We start from the raw sequence: 22,112 nt of genomic DNA on the forward strand, positions 1-22,112 counted from the left end.
GGCTGACCCAGCTTAGTCGCCGATGAGGGTGCCGATCCACTCCTCGAGTCCCGGATGGGCGAGCAGGAATGCATCATGCCCGACAGGCGAGGTGGCCACCTGCCACTGCGCCTGGGGGACGTGCTGGGCGATCTCCTCCACCAGAGCCGGCGGGAAGAGCCGATCAGAATCGATCGCGACCACCAGTGTGCGGGCACGGACACGGCCCAGGGCCTGTGCCACGCCTCCGCGACCTCGGCCGACGTCATGGGTGCTCATCGTCTGCGCGAGCGTGATGTAGGAGTTCGCGTCGAACCTGCGGGCGAGCTTGACCGCATGGTGATCGAGATAGCTGGTCACCTGGTGCCTGCCCCGGCCGTCATAGGGGTCCTCTCGCCCCTGGGCCTGATTGCCGAAGCGGCTCTCGAGCTCTTCCGCCGTGCGATAGGTGGTGTGCGCGATCCGCCGGGCGATGCCCAATCCGGACTTCGGCCCCTGCCCGCTGCCGCCGTCGTAGTAGTCCCCTCCCTGGTACTCCGGGTCCAGCTGGATCGAGGCGATCTGAGCGTTGTTCCAGGCGATCTGGTCCGCGGTCGCCCGAGCGGAGGAGGCGATGACGCAGAGCCGCTGCACCTCGTCGGGGTGGGAGACGCCCCATTCGATGGCGCGCATCCCTCCCATCGAGCCGCCGATCACGAGCGCCCAGTGCTCGATGCCGAGCTGGTCCCGCAATCGTCGCTCGGCATCAACCTGATCGCGGGTGGTGATGATGGGGAATCGCGAGCCGTAGGGGAGGCCGTCCGCACCTGGCGAGCTGGGCCCGGTGGTGCCCTGGCATCCACCGAGCACGTTCGGTGCGATCACATGGAAGCGGTCGGTGTCGATCGGCCGGCCGGGGCCGACCATCTCCTCCCACCAGCCAGGGCTGGGGTGGCTACCTCCGGCCGGGCCTCGTACGTGGGAATCACCCGTCAGTGCATGGAGCACCAGCACGGCGTTGCCACGGTCCTGGTCCAGCTCCCCCCAGGTCTCGTAGGCGATGGTGACATCGTCGAGGATCTCCCCGTTCTCGAGCAGGAGCGGGCCGATCTCGGCGAACTGACGGTCACCAGCTCCCCTCTCCGGGCGCCAGGCGCCCGACGCCGAGGCTGGATCCGCGGGAGCCGAGTCCGTCGGAACGGAATCCGTGGAAGCCGAGTCCGTCGGAGCGGAGTCCGTGGGAGCGGACGGCGCGTGCAGGGCCCCGTCGCGGGCGGGGATTCTCGCATCGACAAATCGGTGCTCTCCGAGGACGGTCATCGGTGCTGCTCCTTCGGTGGCCTCCCCCGCGCAAGGCATCGTGGCGGCCCGGGTCAGGCGCTGGGCCACCAGGCAGGGAAGATCGGCGTATCGGTCATCCGTGAGAGCAAGGGTGCCAGAGTCGACTCCGGTTCCTGTTCCCGGAGCTCATCGACGAGACTGCCCGCAGTGGCGAAGCGGTGGTTCCACCATGCCAGCAGCACCAGCAGCGCGGTCAGGGCTCGCCATGCTGACCGGGCGATGCGGCGCTCTGCCGGCAGTGCCGCCACCATGGCCGCCGCGGCGATGCGCCGGAGCTTCTCGAGCCCCATGTACCACCTTCCACCTGCGCAGACGTCGTCGTGCGGCCGCCACTCCCGATCACTGACCAAGGTCTGCAGGAGGGTCTCGCGGTCGATGACGCGAGTGTCGCCATGCTCGACGAACTGGGCCAGCAGCTCCCAGTGGAGCCGCTCGACGGCGATGGCGGACAGCAGCGACGAGATCTGTTCACACTTCGTCATCCGTTCCGCCGGAGTGAGGCTGAGGGCACCGCCGCCGAGCCTGTCCAGTGCGGAGAGCGCCGCTGTGAAGAGCTTGCCGGGGTCCGCTTCCGAGGAGAGGTCGAGTGCAGGGAGCCGAAGGCCGCGACCGATCTCCTCCAGCATCGGGTTCGGAGCGTCGTGGTGCGGGATGGCGCGCCCGGTGAGGACGGCCGACGCCGCCGCGCGGGTGTCGGAGAACGCGCGCAGCGGTCCGGTCGCCGTCACGCCGACGTCCCCTGCTCCTCCCTCGTGCAGATCCCTCTCCAGCTCCCAGGAGGTCGACCCCGCCGCGCCGTGGAGGGACAGGAGCTGGAACATGGGCGCGGGCGAGGACTCGGACTCCAGCGTCCGGGCAGCGGCGTGAAGGAGCTGCCCTGCACGACGCATGACCTCGTGGATCACGGGCTCCAGCAGATCCTGGTATCCGTCACCGAGCACGATCAGTGCATGCACGACGGGGCCGCCGCGATCGCGCATCAGCGCCAGGTGGCGCTCGAGGTTCTCACCGCCCCCGGGTCCCAGCAGGTCGGCCAGTGCCGAGCGGGTGATCATCAGTGGGGAGCTGGCGCCACCGGAACTGGCGAGGATCAGCGAATCCACGGGAGGCTCACGCAGGCACAGCCTGGCTTCTGCGAGCAGCTCGGCGGGGTCATGGACGTCGAGGACGTGGCGGCCGTGATCGGCAGGGGTGATGTGAGTGGTCATGTCTCAGACCTTCACCGATCTGTCGCCGCCACAGGTGCGAACCTGGCTCCTTGGGGATGGACAGCCGCTGTGGAGGAACCGTCCGACGGGAGGGCCGCACAGCTGCGCGTGGGAAGATCGTGATGCCCGCCAGAAAGGAAGTTCCCGATGCCCCCTTCCCACACGCCGCCCCTCGGCGACCGCCTGCACGCGCTCGACGAGCTGCTGGTGGAGCGGGTCGCCGAGGTCACCCGCGCCGAGCTGGCCGCGCATCGGCGGCACCTCGAGGAGATCTCGCCGGAGGCCGCCGGACTGATCGACGCCCTCACCGGCTACCTCGAGGGAGGGAAACTGCTGCGCCCCCGCTTCTGCTTCTGGGGCGGCGTGGCGACGCTGGGCCGGGAGCCGACGCCCACGGAGGTGGACGCATTGGCCCGACTCGGCGCTGCGATCGAGCTGATCCAGGCAGCAGCGCTGATGCATGACGACGTCATCGATCACTCCCCGATGCGGCGCGGACGACCGGCTCTGCATATGCAGGCCGAGCAGGAACATCGCAGTGCAGGCCTGGCCGGTGCCCCAGAGGAGTACGGGATCGCGACCGCGATCGTGCTGGGCGATCTCGCGTTGAGCTGGTCCGAGCAGATGGCCGCCGGGGTTCAAGGAGCTCCCGTCCCGGTGACCCGCGCCCGCCGTGAGTTCGATGCGCTGCGCACGGAAGTGATGTCCGGGCAGTACCTCGACATCCTCCACCAGGCCGGAGGGTTCTCCTCAGCCCCCGATGCGGAGCTGGCCGCGCTCTCCGTCATCCGGTGGAAGACGGTGCCGTACACGGTGCTGCGGCCGGTGCGGATCGGTGCCGCTTTTGCAGGGGCGCCGGACCAGGCGCTGGATGCCCTCTCAGCCTGGGCGATCGAGGTGGGGACGGCTTTCCAGCTGCGGGATGACCTGCTCAGCGTGGTCGGGGATCAGGACGAGACCGGCAAACCGATCGGCGGAGACATCGTCGAGGGCAAGCGCACCGTACTGCTGGCGCGCACGCGGCAGGCCGCTGACGCCAGTGGCCGAGCGCTGCTGGACGAGGTCGTCGGCAACCCCGAGGCGGACGAAACGCAGATCAGCGCAGTCCACGCGCTGATGGTGTCCACCGGCGCCGTCAGCTCCGTGGCAGACGAGGTGCGCCGACGGGCGGCACGGGCCCGTGCGCTGCTTCTGGACACGCCAGAACTGGGTGAGCTGGGCGCCCAGGGCCGCGCAGGCCTCGAGGCGCTCGCGGACCTCGCCACGGATGTGGACTCGCTGCCCGCCTGACGGAGTCTGAGAAGCAGGGTCCTGCGCCGAGGTGTCTCTGCACCGGCAGGCCTCTGCGCCGCCAGATCTCGGCGCTTCCGGTCCTCTGGGTCGGACGGACAGAAAGAGGTCAGAAAAGGGTCGTCAGAGAAGGGTCAGAGCGCGAGTGCGAGCGCTCGCCGGCGGACCTCGCCGCGCTGGCCCTTGCGTAGCTGATCGATCGGCCTGCCGGGCAGCGTCTCGTCTTCGGTGAACAGCCAGCTCAGCACTTCTGCGTCCTCGAAACCGCCGTCTCGCAGCACGGTGATCGTCCCCGCGAGATGCGGGATGAGCTCGCCGTCACCGATCAGCAGCTCCGGCACCATGCGCACCACAGGGTCTCCGCGGCGCACCGCGATCAGCTGACCTTCCTCGATCAGGCGCCGCACGCGCGAGACCTCCACGTCCAGTCGCTCGGCGACGTCGGGGAGGGGGAGCCAGTTGGTGATGAGGGAATCGAGTTCGTCCACTCCCCCAGGGTGCCACGCGCGGACCGCACGCGCATCCCTGCGGCCGCCGACGCTCCCGGTCGTGCATCACACCACCACCGGTCTCGTGCGTGTGTCGGTCCCGGTTCCAGCAGCGTTGCGGACCTAGATTGGCTCCGTGAGCTCGGCAACGTCGACTTCCCCCGGCATCAGCCTGCTCCTCGACGACCGCTATCGGGTCGAGGAGCCGATCGCGCGCGGCGGAATGGCGACGGTGCATCGCGGGCATGATCAGCGTCTGGACCGTGTCGTGGCTCTGAAGATCATGCACCCCCACCTCGCGATGGACGAGGATTTCCGGCGCCGCTTCGGCCGGGAGGCACGCTCAGCGGCCCGTCTCGCCCACCGCAATGTCGTGGGCGTCTTCGACCAGGGCGAGGACGAGGACCGCATCTACCTGGCGATGGAGCTGGTGGAGGGCGAGACGCTGCGAGCGCGCATCGTCGACCAGGAGCGGCTCACGATCCACGAGAGCCTCGCCATCACCGCCCAGGTGCTCGAGGCGCTGGTCGCCGCGCACGAGGCGGGCATCGTCCATCGGGATATCAAGCCCGAGAACATCCTCATCGACCGCAGCGAGCTGGTGAAGGTCGCAGATTTCGGGCTCGCCCGGGCCATCGGCTCGAACAACTCCTCCGCGAGCGCCACCCTGCTGGGCACCGTGGCCTACATCAGTCCTGAAGTGGTGACCCGGGGGCACGCGGATGAGCGCAGCGATCTCTACTCCCTCGGGGTGGTGCTGTTCGAGATGTTGACCGGGCGCCAGCCGTTCCTCGGCGAGCAGCCGGTCCACGTTGCCTTCCAGCACGTCCACGAGGACATCCCGGCACCGTCCACGCTGGTCTCGGGGATCCCCCGCGAGCTGGATTCGCTGGTGACCTGGGCAGCGGCGCGCCCGGTGGAGCAGCGACCGGCGTCCGCGTCGGACCTGCTCCGGGCAGTGCGGGAGCTGTCGACCACGCTCCCCTCCGCGGTGCTGGAGACCAGGCCGGAACCGCTCGGCGACACAGACACCTCCGATGTGCCGCGGTTGACCACCTCCCTCGACGAGGTCGCCTCCGAGCTGGGACATGGTCCACGGGCATTCCCCGCAGCGCTGCTCGCCCCGGGGGAGGACGACGCAGGCCCTGCCGACGATGCTGCAGAATCGCCCGCAGTGTCGGCTTCCGCGACCATCTCGGCTTCCACCACTGTGTCCGCCTCCCCCATCGCTGCAGGCTCGAGCACTGACGCAGTCTCGGGCGCTGGCGCGGAGGCGGGACCCGTCGGGGAGCCCGAAGAGGGTGACGAGACTCCGCGCGTGGTGACGATGCGAGCACCGCGCACCCCTCGGGGACGACATCTCCCCAGAGGAGCCCGTCGGCGCTCCCGATTGATGCGACTGGTGGCTGTCCTGAGCCTGATCGCCGTCATGGGCATGGGGGCGTGGGGCGGAGGCGACTGGTACCTGAACACCGGGCCCGGCGCGGACCGCACCATCCCCCTGATCACCGGCGCCACGCTCGGAGATGCCGAGTCCGCGCTGACTGCTGCAGATCTTGCGGTTCACACCGAGGAGCGCTTCGACGACACCATCCCGGCCGGTCACGTCATCTCCGCCTCGCCTTCGACCGGGACCACCGTGAAGAAGGGGACGAATGTGGAGGTGGTGGTCTCCAAGGGTGAGGAGACCTTCCCCGTCCCTCAGGTCGTGGGCAGCGACCTCGAGAGCGCCCGCGCCCAGGTCGAGGACCTCGGCCTGGTGCTCGTGGAGGACGATCCGGAGTTCTCCGAGACGGTCGCGGAGGGCGAGATCATCTCGCAGTCGGCCACCGCAGATGCGCTGCCCGTCGGCGGCGAGGTGCACGTGGTCCTCTCCCAGGGACGCCAGCCGATCGCGGTCCCAGATCAGACCGGCAACAGCGCCGGCGCCGCCCGCGCCGCGCTCGAAGCGGCCGGCTTCAGGGTGACCGCCGCACAGGCGCATTCCGGGAGCGTGCCGAAGGGTGCCGTCATCTCCCAGTCCCCGGCCTCCGGGACCCGGTTCCTCGGAGACACCATCCATCTCGTCACCTCGCTGGGTCCGGAGATGGTGATGGTCCCGGACGTCTTCCGCCAGCCGGAGGCCGATGCGAAGGCGACGCTCGAGGCGGCCGGATTCGCGGTGAACGTGGTCCATGACAAGGGCGATCCGGTGTTCGGACTCGTCTACGAGCAGTCAGCCGCTGCAGGCGGCGAGCTGGAGAAGGGCTCGACCATCACTCTGAAGGTCTTCTGATCCTGCTGCAGGTCTTCTGAACCTGCTGCCTGATTTTGCTCGCTGACCCCTCTCACTGCCTTTGGTGCAGAGAACGACGACGCCGGTGCCCTCCCAGCCTGGGAGGGCACCGGCGTTGCGTGATCAGAAGCCGGTTCAGCGGCGGGAGAGCATCTCCGAGACCAGGAAGGCGAGCTCGAGGGACTGCTGATGGTTCAGACGCGGGTCCACGAGGGTCTCGTAGCGGCGCGTCAGCCCCTCCTCGTCGATCGAGCCCGCGCCGCCGAGCACCTCGGTGACATCGTCGCCCGTGAGCTCCATGTGCAGGCCGGCGGGGATGGTGCCGAGCCCCTGATGGACTTCGAAGAAGCCGACGACCTCGTCGAGGATGTCCTCGAAGCGCCGAGTCTTGTAGCCGTTGGACGAGGTGATGGTGTTCCCGTGCATCGGATCTGTCACCCAGGCCACCTGGGCGCCGGAGTCACGCACCCCTTCGACCAGTGCCGGCAGACGATCACGGATCTTCCCCGCGCCCATCCGGGTGATGAAGGTCAGTCGCCCCGGCTCGCGCTCCGGATCGAGCTTGTCGATCAGCCGCAGCGCATCGTCGACGGATGCGTCGGGACCCAGCTTCACGCCGATCGGGTTGCGCAGTCGGGCCATGAAGTCCACGTGCGCCCCGTCGAGCTGGCGGGTCCGCTCACCGATCCAGAGGAAGTGACCGGAGCAGCCGTAGATCTCCCCGGTGCGGGAGTCAATCCTCGACAGCGCCTCCTCGTAGTCGAGCAGCAGCGCCTCGTGCGAGGCATAGAACTCCACCACCTTGAGCGCATCGAAATCCGCTCCGATGGCATCCATGAAGCGCACGGCCTTGTCGATCTGCCCAGCCAGCTCCTCGTAGCGGTCGTAGCCGGCACCGGAGGTGAAGCCGCGGTTCCAGGAGTGCACCTCACGCAGGTCGGCGAAGCCGCCGCCGGTGAAGGCACGCAGCAGGTTCAGGGTCGCAGCGCTCGTGGTGTAGGTCTTCCACAGCCGCTTCGGATCCGGGATCCGTGACTCGGGGGTGAAGGCGAACTCGTTGACAGCGTCCCCGCGATAGGTCGGCAGGGTCACGCCGTCACGCGTCTCCTCGTCAGCGGATCGCGGCTTGGCGAACTGCCCCGCCATCCGACCCATCTTCACCACCGGCACCGAGGCGCCGTAGGTGAGCACCGCGGCCATCTGCAGGATGGTGCGGATCTTGTTGCGGATGCGATCCGCGGTGGAATCGGCGAAGGTCTCCGCGCAGTCGCCACCGGCGAGCAGGAACGCCTCTCCCCGTGCGGCAGCAGCGATCCGGTCGCGCAACACATCGACCTCTCCGGCGAAGACCAGGGGCGGAGCGGACCGCAGATCGTCGAACACAGTTGCGCGTGCGGCGTCGTCGGGCCACACCGGCTGCTGCACCCGCGGATACTCGCGCCAGGCGCCGAGTGCTGCCAGGCCGTCGTCAGCCGAGGACAGGGAGAACGCATGCGCGCGGGCAGGGGCATCGGGGCTGAATTGAGTCACCTGCACAGGGTATCCAGTCCCCGCTCCAGCGGTGCGCGGATCCCACCAGCCGGTCCTCACACTGCGGCGTCACACTGCGGCGTCGGACTCCGCTGCTGCCGGGGAACCGCCCGCAGCGGCGCGCATCCGCTGCTTCACGACGTTCGCGTACTCCCCGGATCGTTGCTGGTCGGAGAGGGCGTGGATGCGATCCATCACCGCGTCGGTAACGGCTCGCAGAACTTTCGCCTCCTCCACTCCCTGGAGCGCGGCCGTGATCGTCTGCACGTCCACGGGCTCGCCGACGATGGCATGGATCCGGGGGCGGCGGTGCGGGAAGATCTTCCGTCCGCGTTGCGCTTCGAAGGCGCCCCTCATCGCGACCGGGATGATGGGCGCTCCGGTGACCAGCGCGAGACGAGCCACTCCGGTCTTGCCCCGGTAGAGCCGACCGTCCGGGCTGCGGGTCCCCTCGGGATAGATCCCGAGCACCTCGCCGCGTTCGAGCACCGCCAGACCGGCTTCGATCGCTGCCTTCGAGGCGCTGCCACCGCTGCGGTCCACGGGCATCACGTGCAGCCCTCGCATGACTGCCGCCACCAGACGGTTCACCGGGGAGCCGCCGGAGAAGATATCTGATTTGCCCAGGAAGTGAACACTGCGCCGCACCTGGCCGGGCAGGAAGACGGTGTCCGAATAGGCCTGGTGATTGGATGCCAGGATCACCGGCCCCTGGTCCGGGATGTTCTCGATGCCGCTGATGGTCGGGTTCCACAGCACCCGCACCACCCCCATCACGAAGGGCTTGGCAATCTCGTACAGCACTGGTGTACTCCTGGATCGGTGCTCCGACGAACGGCGAACGGACTGAACTGGTGGATCTGGATGCGACGATGTACCCATGGCGTTCAGCGAACTGTCCCGCCCCTGGAGCGTGCGGGCTCACTCTAACTCGCGTGGCGGTCTGCTCCTGTGCCACGGATTCACCGGTTCCCCCCAGTCCATGCGGCCCTGGGCCGAGGACCATGCCGAACGGGGCTGGGCGGTCGAGCTGCCGCTGCTGCCCGGGCATGCCCGCACCGAGCGGGAGCTCGCCGAGACGCGCTGGCAGGACTGGTACGGATGCGTGCGTGATGCGGCGCTGGACCTCTCCCAGGAGCAGGGCCCGATCGCTGTCGGCGGCCTGTCGATGGGAGGCGCCCTCGCTCTCGCACTCGCGGCCGACCCACAGCTGCGAGGACGCATCGCGGCCGTCGTGGCGGTCAACCCCGGGATGACGCTGCCGCCGGCGGCGAACTTCGCAGAGCTGATCGCGCCGGTGGTACGGACGTTGCCGGGCATCGGCTCCGATATCGCCCTTCCCGGCGCAGTCGAGGAGGCGTACGGGAAGATGCCCCTGCGCGCGGTCGCGCAGCTGCGACGGTTCTTCCGCCGCACCCGCCAGCAGCTGGGTGCGGTGGAGGTGCCGCTGCTGCTGGCCACCTCGAGCGTGGACCACACCGTCCCGCCCACGGACAGCGACATCGTCGCGGCCGGGGTGCGCGGGCCCGTGGAGCGTCTCGCGCTGCCGCGCAGCTATCACCTGGCACCACTCGATCACGACGCGGAGCTGCTGTTCGAGACCTCCGCACGCTTCCTGGACCAGCAGGTCGCAGGCTCGGGAGGTGGAGGATGACCCCCGATTCCGGCAAGGCCCGCGACCCCCGGGACGTGGACGCCGAGTTCGCCAGGATGCTCGAGGGCGAAGGCCTGGTGCTGCGACCGGGTGACGCTCCGCGCGAACCTGCTGCCGCCGCCCACCGCGACACCGAGGACGAGACGCCGCCGGACCCGCAGGAGGACGACTCCCTGTGGTCCTTCAGCGCTGACTCGCCTGCGGAGCCGCCCAGCCCGGAATCGATCGCCAGGTCCCGGGCGCAGCATCCCGCAGCCGGGCTCGGCGACCCCACCGCCGGACTCCGAGGCGCCGCCGGCCCGCGGGAGCTGGATGACGACGAGGTCATCTATGGGGACTTCGAGCCCCCGGATCCTGATCTTCCGACGCCGTCAGAGGCAGCGCTGTGGTCCTGGACCGCGATGCTGGGCGGGTTCGTGCTGATGCTGGTCACCACGGTGACACCCTCCCTGCCCAGCTTCCTGGGCTGGATCGGCGGGCTCGCCGCACTGGGCGGGCTGGTCTCCCTGCTGCTGCGCGCGCCCCGAGAGCACCGCGACGACCCCCACGACGGGGCTGAGGTCTGATCGACGTGCTGTGAGCTCGCGAACGGCAGGAGACCAGACAGACCCATAGAGCCTGATCGACGTGCTGTGAGCTCGCGAACGGCAGGAGACCAGACAGACCCATAGAGCCTGATCGACGTGCTGTGAGCTCGCGAACGGCAGGAGACCAGACAGACCAATAGAGTCTGATCGACGTGCTGGGAGGGACCGACGACTCAGGCGCGAGCGAGATCCGCTGCGCCCACGATCCCGGCCCGGTTGCCCATGCTCGCGACCACGAACGGAGCCAGCGGCCGATGCGCCCGTGCGGTGAGGTTCTTGGAATAGGCCCTGCGCGCGGGGTCGAGGAGCAGCTCCCCCGCGGCAGCGACGCCGCCGCCGACGACCACGATCTCGGGATCGAGCAGGGCCGCGATCGAGGCCACCCCGGTCCCGAGCCAGGTCCCGATCTCGGCGATCAGCTCCTGCGCGCCGGGATCACCCTGCTGGGCGAGCCGGGTGATCATGGGTCCGTCGATATCCTTCCGCACCCCGCCGGCGGCTTGCACCAGGGGGCCCAGCAGCGGGTCCCCGGCGGAGGCACGACGCCTCGCGGTGCGCACCATGGCGGTGCCCGCGGTGTACTGCTCCAGGCATCCGCGTCGGCCGCACCCGCACCACTGGCCGTCGGGCACGGCAGTCATGTGAGCGACCTCCCCCGCGAACCCTGCGGTACCGCGCACGAGATGGCCATCCATCACGATCGCGCCACCCAGCCCGGTGCCCACCGTGACCATCAGCATGTGCTTCGCCTCGGTCGCAGCCCCGAAGCGATACTCGGCCCATCCCGCGGCGTTCGCGTCGTTCTCGATGACCACCGGCAGTCCGGTGAGCCGCTCGAGCTCGTCCGCCAGCGGATGCTGACGCCAGGCAAGATTCGCGGCGAAGTTCACGATGCGTCGGTCCGCCCCCACGAATCCGGCAGCGCCGACGCCCACCCCGACGACGTCGTGCTGGGCGCGCAGCTCGGCCACCGCGTCCGCCACTGCCGCCTCGATCAGCGCAGCGTCTGTGGCCGGAGTGCTGCGTGTGGTGGCGGCGATGATCTCGCCGTCCTCGTCGACCACCCCCGCCGCGATCTTGGTCCCGCCGATATCCACTCCGATGGAGAGCATGCCGCTCCTGTCCGCTTGCGCTGTGCCGTTGGCGGTGGCCGTCACGGGACCACCCGTGTCCATGTCCCACCTGCCTGTCGTGGCCCATCGTAAGCGTCTCCTGCCGTAGAATCGTATCGACCCCACCAGCGCTTCCGGACAAGCGTCCGGTACGCCGGCTGCACGCCACTGGCCGGATCAAAGGAGATTCGATGAAGCAGTTCACCTCCCCACCGCAGCATGAGAGCCGCCCCGAAGAGAACTCGACGGATCTGCTGCTCGGCAGGTTCCGCTCGAACCCTTCGGTGCCGATCTACGAACTCGTCCAGGACGACGGCACCTACTCGCCGGTGAGCACCGCAGATTTCATCGCCGAGGTGAAGCTCATCGCCAAGGGGCTGATCGCCTCCGGCATCGCCACGGGCGATGCCGTCGCGATCCTCTCCCGCACCCGGTACGAATGGGCGCTCCTGGACTGGGCGATCTGGTGGACCGGCGGCGTCAGCATCCCGATCTACGAGACCTCCTCCCCCAGCCAGATCCAGTGGATCGCCTCGGACTCCGCGGCAACCTTCGTCGTCGTCGAATCCACCCGCCACAAGGAGGACGTGGAGTCAGTGCGGGGAGATCTCCCCCAGCTCGAGAACATCGGGGTGCTCGATGACGGCATCCTGGAGGAGCTGAAGGCCCGGGGCGCCGACGTGAGCGACGAGGATCTCGAAGCCCGCCGCACGTCGCGCAGGATGGACGACATCGCGACCATCATCTACACCTCGGGGACCACTGGTCGTCCCAAGGGCGCGGAGCTCACCCACGCGAACTTCGTGGACACCACCCGCAGCGCCATAAACCTGCTGGGCAAAGAGGTGCTGCCTCCCGGATCCAAGTTGCTGATGTTCCTGCCGATGGCGCACGTCTTCGCGCGCCTGATCTCGGTGCTCGCGGTCGCCCAGCCGGTCACCACCGCCTTCACCGCGGACACGAAGAACTTGCTGCCGGATCTGGCCGCCTTCAAGCCGACGTTCCTGCTGGCCGTGCCGCGCGTGTTCGAGAAGGTCTACAACGGCGCGGAGGCGAAGGCGATCACCGGTGGCAAGGGCAAGATCTTCACCGCCGCCTCAGAGACCGCCATCGCCTATTCCAAAGCGCTCTCGGCAGGCAAGGTGCCCTTCACCCTGAAGGCCAAGCACGCCCTGTTCGACAAGCTGGTGTACGGCAAGCTGCGCGAGGCGATGGGCGGCCATGTCTCGTGGGCCGTCTCGGGCGGCGCTCCGCTGGGCGCGAGGCTGTCCCACTTCTTCCGCGGCATCGGCGTGACGATCCTCGAGGGCTACGGTCTCACCGAGTCCACTGCACCGATCAGCGTGAACCTGCCCTGGGATGTACGCCCCGGCACCGTCGGCCCGCCGCTGCCCGGTTCGACCGTCGCGATCGATGACAGCGGCGAGATCCTGGTCAAGGGCGTGATGATCTTCAAGGGGTACCACAACAACCCCGAGGCCACCGCCGAGTCGCTGCAGGATGGCTGGTTCCATACCGGGGACCTCGGCACGCTCGACGAGCACGGCAACCTCACCATCACGGGTCGCTCCAAAGAGGTCATCGTCACGGCAGGTGGGAAGAACATCTCCCCTGCCCAGCTCGAGGACCAGCTGCGCTCCCATCCCCTCGTCAGCCAGTGCGTGGTGATCGGCGATCAGAAGCCGTTCGTCGCCGCGATCCTCACGCTGGACGCCGAGATGCTCAGCACCTGGCTGAAGAACAACGGACTCCCCGACATGAGCGTTGCTCAGGCCGCACAGGACGAGCGCGTCCGGGCCGAGCTCCAGACCGTCGTGGACCGTGCGAACAGCTCCGTCTCACGAGCTGAGTCGATCCGCGCCTTCGAGGTGATCGATTCGGACTTCACCGAGGAGAACGGCTACCTCACCCCGTCGCTGAAGCTCAAGCGCAACGTCGTCGTCAAGGATCTCGAGGAGATCATCGACAGGATCTACTCGGGATCGAAGCCGACGGGCTGATCCTCGAGGGGGCGCGAGCGCTTCCGAATCTCTCACGGCCCCGATGGCCGGGTGACGCTGCGCATCTGCAGCAGCTGCCCGGCTGTCGGGGCCGCGTCATACCCTTCGACCATGTCTTCACGCGGCCAGTTGAGCTTCGATGATCTCGGTACCCCACTGGCAGAGGCCACCCTCGTGGTCGTCGACCTCGAGACCACGGGCACCGATGCCACGAGCGACGCGATCACAGAGATCGGAGCCGTGAAGGTCCGAGGCGGGGAGGTGCTCGGAGAATTCCGCACCTTCGTGGATCCCGAACGGCCGATCCCTGCCTTCATCGCCTCCCTCACCGGGATCACAGATGCCTCCGTCTCGGGCGCGCCGTCGATCCGCATCGCTCTGCCGATGTTCCTGGACTTCGTCGGCGGTGCCGCGCTGGTGGCGCACAACGCCCGCTTCGACATCGGATTCCTCAGCGCTCAAGCAGCGGCCTGCGAGATCAGCTGGCCGCGGCCGCAGGTCCTCGACACCCTCACCCTCGCCCGCACCGTGTTCCGACGGGACGAGGTGCGCAACCACAAGCTCTCGACGCTCGCCGCCCACGTCGGGGCGAGCATCACCCCGGACCATCGAGCACTGTCCGATGCCCGCGCCACCGTCGACGTCCTCCACGCGATCATCGAACGGCTCGGCCCAGCCGCGACCACTCTCGAGGACCTCAGCTCTGCCCACCGCCGGGTGAGCCCGGCCCAGCTGCGCAAGAAGCACCTCGCCTCGGCGATCCCCAGAGTCCCCGGGGTCTACCGCTTCCTCGACGCCCAGGGGGCAGTGCTCTACGTCGGGACCTCGCGGAACCTGCGATCGCGGGTGCGCACCTACTTCACCGCCGCGGAAACCCGTCGCAAGGTGCTCGACATGCTCCCTCGCGCAGAATCGATCGGAGTGATCGAGTGCGCCACGCCCACCGAGGCAAGAGTGCGCGAGCTGCGGATCATCGCGCAGGAGAAGCCGCCGTCCAATCGCCACGGCCTCACCCCGGAGAAGGCGCACTGGCTGCGTCTCGGAGCTGGTACGGAAGGTCTGCGCGGGGCGCGACTGGCCAGGACCGAGGAGGACGGCTCTGCCCAGATCGGACCGCTGACCTCTCGGCATGACATCGAGCCGCTGCGTGGGCTGCTCACCGACGCGATTCAAGGGCGCGGCGCCGCCCTCGAAACAGGTGCACGGGGCGTTCCCGCCCCAGACCCTGGCCACCATGAGCGGCTCCGGCGCGCCATGCTGGATGATCCCCGAGAGGTGCTCGATCACGTCGCGGCGCGGCTGCGTGCTCACGTCGAATCCTCACGGTACGAGGACGCGGAGAAGCTGCGCAGGCTTGCTCTCACCTATCTCGCAGCAGCTCACCGCGCCTCCCGCCTGCGCGCCCTCGCAACCGTTCCGCTGCTGATCTGCGCACGGCCGAGTGCAGAAGCTGTGATCGGCGGGCGAGGCTGGGAGCTGCTCGCCGTGCGGCACGGACGCTTCTCGGGGACCACTCTCGTACCGGCGCACAAGGATCCCCTGCCCTTCGCGCGGTCACTCGCACTCACCGGGATCGGTGAGGCGGAGCTGGCCGCACCGCTGTGCCAGGGCTACCACCAGGAGGCCGAGATCATGCTGGGCTGGCTGGAGGGGGAAGGGGTGCGCACGGTGCTGACCGACGGGGCATGGCAGGTCCCTGCTCGTGCGCGTTTCGACCAGGAGCATCTCGCCCGGCGCTTCTCGCGGACCGGCGAGGGTCCAGCGGCATAGGCTCGGGGGAAAGCACCCTGGCGCACTCGGCGCCCCATCGAAGGAGTAGCAATGATCACAGCCATCGTCTCGATCGTCGTCGAGCCCAGCCGGATCCCCGAGGTCGCCGAGGCGGTCGTCGACATCCCGGGGATCGAGCAGGTCTATTCGGTCACCGGTGACGTGGATCTGATCGCCGTGGCGAGGGTCCGTGCGCACGAGGAGCTCGCGACCGTGATCGCCGATTCCCTGAGCAAGGTGGACGGCGTACTCGACACCACCACCAACATCGCATTCAAGACCTACTCGAAGCGCGATCTGGACGCCGCCTTCGACCTGGGCATCAGCGGCTGATCGCTCCGGCTCGGGCCGAGCGGGCCCGGCACCCACGCCCGGCATCCACACGTGGCTGCGATGCCGGAGCTCAGCTCTGGCCCTCGGCCGCTTCCTGGGAGGCTGCCGCCCAGCGGAGGATGAGCTCTGCCGGACGACCCGAGTCGAGGGTGCGCCCGACCTCGTCGAAGGCGGCGGTGAAGCGCGCTTCGAATCCTTCCGATGCCGGCTGATCGATGCCGTCGAAGGCGAGCACGCCGGCTGCGGCGTTCAGCAGGACGGCGTCGCGGATGGGGCCCATCCGCCCACTGCGCTCGCCGGCGTAGAGGTCCCGTGCCACCTGAGCGTTCTCCTCGGCCGTCCCTCCCCGCAGGGCGTCGTGGCCGCTGCGAGGGACCGACAGCAGCTCCGCGGGGTCCAGCACATGCTCGCGCACCTCGCCGCCGCGCACCTCCCAGACATCCGACGGTGCTGTGACCGACAGCTCGTCCAGCCCGTCTTGCCCGCGGAAGACCAGCGCACTCGTATTCCGAGCGGCGAAGACCCCGGCGACGGTGGGGGCGATCCGAGCGTCCGCTACTCCCACTGCACTCGCCCGCGGGCGCGCAGGGTTCGTGATCGGACCCAGGATGTTCATCACGGTGGGGATGCCGAGTCCCCGGCGCGCCTCTGCCGCGTACTTCATCGAGGGGTGGAAGACCTGGGCGAACAGGAAGGTCATACCGATCCGCCCCACCAACTCCTCAACCATCGACACGGGCAGTTCCAGGCGCACGCCCAGCGCTTCGAGCACATCCGCGGAACCCGACTTCGAGGTGGAGGCCCGGTTCCCATGTTTGACGACGGTGCGGCCTGTCGCAGCGATCACCACCGACGCCATGGTCGAGATGTTCACGGTCTGGGCCAGATCCCCACCGGTGCCGACGATGTCGATCGACCGCGCCGGAGCATCGACCGGGCGGGCATGCGCGATCATCGAATCGGCCAGCGCCTCGAGCTCTGCGCTGGTGACACCCTTGGATTGCAGCGCGACCAGGAAACCGGCCAGCTGCACGGGACTGGAGTTGCCCGACATCACCTCGTCCATCGCCCAGACCGCCGCGGCACGGTCGAGCTCCTCGCCACGCACCAGACGTGCGGTGATCTGGGACCAGGTGGGGGTGTTCTCGCTCATGTGCTGATGATGTCATCATCACGAGCCTGATCGTCGACCTGATCACGGTGCGGATCACAGAACGGTCACGTCCCCGCACATGCCGGTCCACCTGCGCGGATCGGTCGCGTGTCCCGGTTCGTGACACGGCGTCAGGAGGGATATGCTGGCACGGTCCGCCCGGGGCGCAGGCCCCGCGTTGTGCCCGCTCGTCGTGTACTGGCACACCGATTCTGACCACACGACATAATGGTGACGTGACTACTGCGACCCTGCCTGTGCGCTCCGCCCCCGCTGCCGCCCCAGCGGTCGGCCGCCCGAACCCGACGCAGATCGGCACCCTCGTCTGGCTCGCCAGCGAGCTGATGTTCTTCGGCGGCCTGTTCGCCATGTTCTTCACGCTGCGATCCATGGCGCCGGATACCTTCACCGACGGCCAGTCGAACTTCACGCACGGCTTCGCGCTGCTGAACACCTCGATCCTGGTCTTCAGCTCGGTGACATGCCAGATCGGTGTCTACATCGCTGAGGGCCGGTGGCCGAACGGAACCACCTTCACCCCGCGCAAGCGCCGTGAGGGCTCACTCTTCAACATCGCCGGCTGGGGAATGATCGAGTGGTACACGCTCACCTTCATCCTCGGTGCGATCTTCGTCTCCGGCCAGGCCTACGAGTACACCGAGCTCGTCCACCACGGCGTGACGATGTCGTCCTCGCCGTTCAGCTCCGTGTTCTACCTCTCCACCGGATTCCACGGCATCCACGTGATCGGCGGGCTCATCGCCTTCCTGATGGTTCTCATGCGGGCCTACGCCTCGGAGAACTTCACCGCGCACGAGCAGGTCTCGGCCATCTGCATCTCGTACTACTGGCACTTCGTCGACGTGGTGTGGATCGTGCTGTTCTTCATCGTCTACATGCTCGATCCGATCCTCTCGCTCGGGAACTCCGGTCACGTCATCCCGGTCGACTTCAACTGGAGGGTCTTCTGATCCCCGGCGACGCCCGAGCTCCTTCGCTCGTGGCGTCCTCCTCGCCTGGTACTCCCCGCTCAGTCCGTCCCCTCCACGAATCGAGGTCCGAACCGTGAAGGCTCTCGCCGCACGTCGTCATCACCCGATGGCGCTACTCGTGATCCTGCTGCTCGCGCTCGTCGCGACCGGCGGGCTGTACGCGGCCCTGCAGCCGCAGACGGCCCAGGCCGAGGCCTACACGCAGGACGACATCGACGCCGGCGAGGCGCTCTTCCTCGCCAACTGCGCCACCTGCCACGGCCGCAACGCAGAGGGCCTCATCGACTCCGAGGGCAGCACCCTCGGCCCGTCGCTGATCGGTGTGGGCGCCGCCGCGGTCGACTTCCAGGTGGGCACCGGCCGTATGCCGATGCAGCACTCGGGTGCGCAGGCCGCCCGCAAGCCCCCGCAGATGAACGACGAGCAGACCAGCCAGCTGGCCGCCTACGTCGCTTCGCTGGGCCCCGGTCCTGCGATCCCGGCCGACGAATGGCTCGACACCAGCAAGGGCGACGCCACCAAGGGTGGCGAGATCTTCCGCATCAACTGCGCCATGTGCCACAACGCCGCCGGTGCCGGTGGTGCGTTGACCCGCGGCAAGTACGCCCCGCCGGTGACCGGCGTGGAGCCCAGGCACATCTACGGAGCCATGGAGACCGGCCCGCAGAACATGCCGGTCTTCAACGACAACAACCTCTCCCCCTCGGACAAGCGTGACGTCATCACGTACCTCGAGACCCTCGAAGAGAACGGCTCCCCCGGCGGTATCTCCCTGGGCTCGCTCGGTCCGGTGACCGAGGGTCTGTACGTGTGGACCATTGTCCTGTCCCTGCTCCTGGGCTGCGCTGTGTGGCTGGGGGCGAAGGCCAAGTGAATGCGAGCATGAACAACAATCTCGACGGCAGCTCCCCTGCCCGTGGCGTCAGCGCCATCGCACCCAAGGAGGGTGGCGGCTTCCCGAACCCGGGCCTGCCCCCTCACGTCCACCGCCAGGCGGATCTCTCGAAAGCTGCGGAGAAGCGCGCCGAGCGACTCGTTGCTGGCATGTTCGTGCTCAGCGTCGTGGGCACCGTCCTCTTCATCGCGGCGTACTTCCTGGTGACCCCGACGGGGATCAACCTCTTCGCTGAGGACGGCACCCCGAAGGCACTCTGGTGGTCGAACCTCACCACCGGCCTGGGCTTCGCGATCGCGGTGTTCTTCATCGGTGCAGCCGCCGTGCACTGGGCCAAGACCCTCATGCCCGACGAGGAGATGGTCGAGGAGCGGCACGACATCCGCAGCTCCGACGAGACTCGCGAGATCGCCGCCGGCATCATCACCGACGGCCTCGCCGAGTCCGGCGTCGCACGCCGCCCGGTGATCGTCACCGCCATGGTGGCCGCACTGGCCGCGCTGCCGATCGCCGTGCTCGCACCGCTGTCCACCCTGGGCCCCCTGCCGGGCGGCAGGCTCCACCACACCTTCTGGGGTCAGAACAGCGGACAGCGTCTGGCCCGAGACCACGACGGCACGCCGATCAAGCTCTCGGACGTCGCGATGAACTCGATCTTCCACGTCATGCCCGAGGGCCTGACCCACGAGACCGATCACTTCCTGGAGGAGCGCGCGAAGGCTGCTGCTGTGCTCGTCCGCATCGACCCAGCGCTCAGCAAGAACCCGGAGAGCATGGCGATGGGCGTCGAGGGCATCCTTGCGTTCTCGAAGATCTGCACCCATGTGGGCTGCCCCGTCGCTCTCTACGAGCAGCAGACCCACCACATGCTGTGCCCCTGCCACCAGTCCACCTTCGACGTCACCGACGGCGCAAAGGTGATCTTCGGCCCGGCACACCGTCCGCTTCCCCAGCTGCCGATCGAGGTGGACGACGAGGGCTACCTGGTCGCCCCCGGTGACTTCACCGAACCGATCGGGCCCAGCTTCTGGAACATCCACAAGGAAAAGTGATCTAGTGACGACCACGACTCCCAGTACCCGGAAGCAGACTTCCGACGCAGAGAACTCCTCGCGCGTGTACAAGCTCGGCGCGGTAGGCGGCGACTGGCTCGACCAGCGCGTCGCCGGCGGTGGCCTCGTCAAGTTCATGGCCCGCAAGATCTTCCCCGACCACTGGTCGTTCATGTTCGGCGAGGTGGCGCTCTACAGCTTCGTCATCCTGCTGATCTCGGGAACGTTCCTGACGATGTTCTTCGACCCCTCCATGGAGGAGGTCATCTACAACGGACCGTACGAGGCGCTGCAGGGCGCCATGATGTCCCGGGCCTTCGAATCCACCCTCGAGATCTCCTTCGAGGTCACCGGCGGTCTGCTGTTCCGGCAGATGCACCACTGGTCCGCGCTCGTGTTCATGGTCGCGATCTTCGTGCACATGTTCCGGGTGTTCTTCACCGGCGCATTCCGCAAGCCGCGTGAGCTGAACTGGCTCGTCGGCTTCTCGCTGATGGTGCTCGGGATGGTCGCGGGCTTCTCCGGCTACTCCCTCCCCGACGACGTGCTCTCCGGCAACGGCCTGCGAGTGATCGACGGCCTGATGAAGGCCATCCCGGTCGTGGGTACGTATCTGTCGATGCTGCTCTTCGGTGGCGAATTCCCGGGCACTTCCGTCATCCCGCGGCTGTTCACCATTCATATCCTGCTGGTGCCCGCGATGATTCTTGGATTGATCGCGATCCACCTGGTGCTGCTGGTGCTGCACAAGCACACCCAGTACCCCGGGCCTGGTCGCACCGAGCGCAATGTCGTCGGCTTCCCCGTGTTCCCGGTCTACGCGGCGAAGGCAGGCGGATTCTTCTTCCTGGTCTTCGGCGTCATCACGTTCATCTCGGCGACCACCTCCATCAACGGTGTGTGGAACTACGGACCGTACGATCCCTCGCCGGTCTCGGCAGGTTCGCAGCCTGACTGGTACATGCTCTGGACCGACGGCGGATTGCGCCTCATCCCGGGCTGGGAGTCGACGATCTTCGGCTACGTGCTCTCCTGGAACATCCTGATCCCGATGGTCATCTACGGGGCCCTGCTGGGCGTGCTTGCCCTGTACCCGTTCATCGAAGCGTGGGTGACCGGCGACGATCGCGAGCACCACCTCAACGATCTGCCGTACAACACCCCGGTCCGCACCGGAATCGGTGTCGCCTGGATTATGACCTACCTGATCCTCGCCCTGGCCGCGACCAACGACCTCATCGCGATCGCGCTCCAGCTGTCGATCAACGACCTGACCTGGGCTCTGCGCATCTCGTTCTTCGTGGTGCCGGTGCTGTCCTTCTACATCACGAAGAGACTGTGCCTGTCGATCCAGCGTCAGAAGCGCGACCTGGCGCTGCATGGCGAGGAGACTTCCCGGATCGTGCGCACGGAGACCGGCAACATGATCGAGATCCACAAGCCGCTCACCGATTACGACCGCTGGGTGCTGGTGCAGCACGACGACTACCGACCGCTCAAGGCCGGCAAGGGCGTCTCCTCACTGCGGGCGAAGGCCACGAGCTTCTTCTTCAGTGACCGGATCTCGCCGGTCACGCCCTCTGAGCTCCGCGAGGCTCTCGAGCACGCGGGCCACGAGAAGCACATCATCGATGAGCTCACCGGTGGGGACTACCGCACCCCCGCCGAGAAGACTCAGCACTGAGCCGCTCGCGGCATCAGCGAGTTCGATAGCGAAGGGCCCCGAGGATCATTTCCTCGGGGCCCTTCCTCATGGGTGGACGTGATGGGTTGAGCTAGCGTGCGGCCTCATCATCTGCTCTCGCTCCCCAGCGGCTCTCCCTCCTCATCTGCCTTGGCTCCCCAGCGCTCCCCACCTTCTGAGGACCGGACGACGCTACCCCGGGAGCCGAGAATGGCTCCGGGGCGCGGAGCGACGAGACAGCCGTCGTTTACGAGGAACTCACTCCAGGTGCGGATTCAGGGGTCGGGAGGCGCGATCCTGCCGCCTCCCCGCCACCGCATCGGTGAGATAGCGGGCTGCCAGCAGGCCCAGACTGCGGTTCGTACGACGTAGCCGGCGCACACAGCGCAAGGGGGCGACGGCTGGATCCAGTCCTGCATCGGCGAGCACATCCCTCGCCCAGACAACAGCGTCCTCGAGACCGTCCTTCCCGGGAAAGAGGCGGCACAGCTCCTCCTGTGCCCGGCCCACCGGATCTGCCACTCCGCCGATCATGTTCACTCCCCTGGCTCGCTCTCGGGCGCCGGTACTCCAGGCGCCCAGACACCGGGGCACCCCGGTGGGCTCACACGCTACACGGCCAGATCGCCTGATCGTCTGGACTTGAAAGCGCTCATACCGCCCTGCATAAGGCGGTGCGCCGCCTGGGCGGCGAAGCCGCCGTACGCGGCCCCGTAACGCCACCAGAGCCACCAGAGCCACCAGAGCCACCAGAGCCACCGTGCACCGCCGGCAGCGATCCATCCCACGC

The 22,112-nt window shown here is 68.0% G+C and carries 19 protein-coding genes; 11 read left to right on the plus strand and 8 right to left on the minus strand.

Going from position 1 to position 22,112, the window contains the following annotated elements; all coding sequences use genetic code 11:
- Positions 1-12: 12 nt before the first annotated feature.
- Positions 13-1,278: a homoserine O-acetyltransferase MetX gene (gene metX, locus ACT3T9_RS12700; RefSeq protein WP_441445428.1), complete on the minus strand. Its 1,266-nt coding sequence runs from the start codon at positions 1,276-1,278 to the stop codon at positions 13-15.
- 53 nt (positions 1,279-1,331) lie between these two features.
- On the minus strand, positions 1,332-2,507 hold the full coding sequence (locus ACT3T9_RS12705; protein ID WP_444606726.1) for a hypothetical protein: 1,176 nt from the start codon (positions 2,505-2,507) through the stop codon (positions 1,332-1,334).
- A 147-nt stretch (positions 2,508-2,654) separates the two neighbouring features.
- Here ACT3T9_RS12705 and ACT3T9_RS12710 point away from each other — a divergent pair, with 147 nt between their 5' ends.
- Positions 2,655-3,797, plus strand: coding sequence for a polyprenyl synthetase family protein (locus tag ACT3T9_RS12710; RefSeq protein ID WP_441445426.1), 1,143 nt, complete (start codon positions 2,655-2,657; stop codon positions 3,795-3,797).
- A 134-nt stretch (positions 3,798-3,931) separates the two neighbouring features.
- On the opposite strand, the gene ACT3T9_RS12715 is transcribed toward ACT3T9_RS12710, so the two are convergent.
- Positions 3,932-4,285 carry an Rv2175c family DNA-binding protein gene (locus tag ACT3T9_RS12715; RefSeq protein WP_441445425.1) on the minus strand — a complete coding sequence of 118 codons (354 nt, stop codon included), beginning with the start codon at positions 4,283-4,285 and terminating at the stop codon, positions 3,932-3,934.
- A gap of 136 nt (positions 4,286-4,421) precedes the next feature.
- Between ACT3T9_RS12715 and pknB the strand changes: the two genes are divergently transcribed.
- Complete coding sequence (gene pknB, locus ACT3T9_RS12720) at positions 4,422-6,560, plus strand: Stk1 family PASTA domain-containing Ser/Thr kinase (RefSeq protein ID WP_444502672.1); 2,139 nt, start codon at positions 4,422-4,424, stop codon at positions 6,558-6,560.
- Between the two features lie 135 nt (positions 6,561-6,695).
- Here the strand turns inward: pknB and ACT3T9_RS12725 are convergent, their stop codons facing one another.
- On the minus strand, positions 6,696-8,090 hold the full coding sequence (locus tag ACT3T9_RS12725) for a class II 3-deoxy-7-phosphoheptulonate synthase (protein WP_441445423.1): 1,395 nt from the start codon (positions 8,088-8,090) through the stop codon (positions 6,696-6,698).
- Between the two features lie 69 nt (positions 8,091-8,159).
- Positions 8,160-8,894, minus strand: a complete 735-nt coding sequence (locus tag ACT3T9_RS12730; protein ID WP_441445422.1) for a lysophospholipid acyltransferase family protein — start codon at positions 8,892-8,894, stop codon at positions 8,160-8,162.
- Positions 8,895-8,970: 76 nt separating this feature from the next.
- On the opposite strand from ACT3T9_RS12730, the gene ACT3T9_RS12735 reads away from it, so the two are divergent.
- Together ACT3T9_RS12735 and ACT3T9_RS12740 are read left to right on the plus strand one after the other, a co-directional pair.
- Positions 8,971-9,744, plus strand: a complete 774-nt coding sequence (locus ACT3T9_RS12735; protein WP_441445421.1) for an alpha/beta hydrolase — start codon at positions 8,971-8,973, stop codon at positions 9,742-9,744.
- The gene (locus tag ACT3T9_RS12740) at positions 9,741-10,310 is read left to right on the plus strand and encodes a hypothetical protein (protein ID WP_444606727.1); all 570 of its coding nucleotides are present in this window, start codon (positions 9,741-9,743) and stop codon (positions 10,308-10,310) included. Before ACT3T9_RS12735 ends, ACT3T9_RS12740 begins: the two co-directional genes overlap by 4 nt.
- Before the next feature lie 194 nt (positions 10,311-10,504).
- On the opposite strand, the gene ACT3T9_RS12745 is transcribed toward ACT3T9_RS12740, so the two are convergent.
- Positions 10,505-11,443: an ROK family glucokinase gene (locus ACT3T9_RS12745; RefSeq protein ID WP_444606728.1), complete on the minus strand. Its 939-nt coding sequence runs from the start codon at positions 11,441-11,443 to the stop codon at positions 10,505-10,507.
- Positions 11,444-11,634: 191 nt separating this feature from the next.
- Here ACT3T9_RS12745 and ACT3T9_RS12750 point away from each other — a divergent pair, with 191 nt between their 5' ends.
- The 3 genes from ACT3T9_RS12750 to ACT3T9_RS12760 all read left to right on the plus strand — a co-directional run bounded on the left by ACT3T9_RS12750 (position 11,635) and on the right by ACT3T9_RS12760 (position 15,546).
- Positions 11,635-13,443 (plus strand): AMP-dependent synthetase/ligase, encoded by a 1,809-nt coding sequence (locus ACT3T9_RS12750; protein ID WP_444606729.1) that lies wholly within the window; start codon positions 11,635-11,637, stop codon positions 13,441-13,443.
- Between the two features lie 111 nt (positions 13,444-13,554).
- Positions 13,555-15,213 carry a DEDD exonuclease domain-containing protein gene (locus tag ACT3T9_RS12755; RefSeq protein ID WP_444606730.1) on the plus strand — a complete coding sequence of 553 codons (1,659 nt, stop codon included), beginning with the start codon at positions 13,555-13,557 and terminating at the stop codon, positions 15,211-15,213.
- A gap of 51 nt (positions 15,214-15,264) precedes the next feature.
- Positions 15,265-15,546, plus strand: a complete 282-nt coding sequence (locus tag ACT3T9_RS12760; RefSeq protein ID WP_441445416.1) for an Lrp/AsnC family transcriptional regulator — start codon at positions 15,265-15,267, stop codon at positions 15,544-15,546.
- Between the two features lie 70 nt (positions 15,547-15,616).
- Here ACT3T9_RS12760 and trpD read toward each other — a convergent pair whose 3' ends face one another.
- Positions 15,617-16,699, minus strand: coding sequence for an anthranilate phosphoribosyltransferase (trpD, locus tag ACT3T9_RS12765; protein ID WP_444606731.1), 1,083 nt, complete (start codon positions 16,697-16,699; stop codon positions 15,617-15,619).
- A gap of 236 nt (positions 16,700-16,935) precedes the next feature.
- On the opposite strand from trpD, the gene ctaE reads away from it, so the two are divergent.
- The 4 genes from ctaE (at position 16,936) to qcrB (ending at position 21,322) form a co-directional block, all read left to right on the plus strand.
- Positions 16,936-17,670, plus strand: a complete 735-nt coding sequence (ctaE, locus tag ACT3T9_RS12770) for an aa3-type cytochrome oxidase subunit III (RefSeq protein WP_441445414.1) — start codon at positions 16,936-16,938, stop codon at positions 17,668-17,670.
- 94 nt (positions 17,671-17,764) lie between these two features.
- Positions 17,765-18,565, plus strand: coding sequence for a cytochrome bc1 complex diheme cytochrome c subunit (qcrC, locus tag ACT3T9_RS12775; protein ID WP_442332231.1), 801 nt, complete (start codon positions 17,765-17,767; stop codon positions 18,563-18,565).
- Between the two features lie 8 nt (positions 18,566-18,573).
- Positions 18,574-19,638, plus strand: a complete 1,065-nt coding sequence (gene qcrA, locus ACT3T9_RS12780; RefSeq protein ID WP_441445412.1) for a cytochrome bc1 complex Rieske iron-sulfur subunit — start codon at positions 18,574-18,576, stop codon at positions 19,636-19,638.
- A gap of 4 nt (positions 19,639-19,642) precedes the next feature.
- Positions 19,643-21,322, plus strand: a complete 1,680-nt coding sequence (gene qcrB / locus ACT3T9_RS12785; protein WP_444502673.1) for a cytochrome bc1 complex cytochrome b subunit — start codon at positions 19,643-19,645, stop codon at positions 21,320-21,322.
- 258 nt (positions 21,323-21,580) lie between these two features.
- On the opposite strand, the gene ACT3T9_RS12790 is transcribed toward qcrB, so the two are convergent.
- Entirely contained in the window at positions 21,581-21,856 is a 276-nt protein-coding gene (locus tag ACT3T9_RS12790) for a hypothetical protein (RefSeq protein ID WP_444606732.1), read from the minus strand.
- Between the last annotated feature and the right edge of the window lie 256 nt (positions 21,857-22,112).

The organism is Brachybacterium sp. AOP29-B2-41 (genome assembly GCF_052378395.1).
Classification (GTDB): Bacteria; Actinomycetota; Actinomycetes; order Actinomycetales; family Dermabacteraceae; genus Brachybacterium.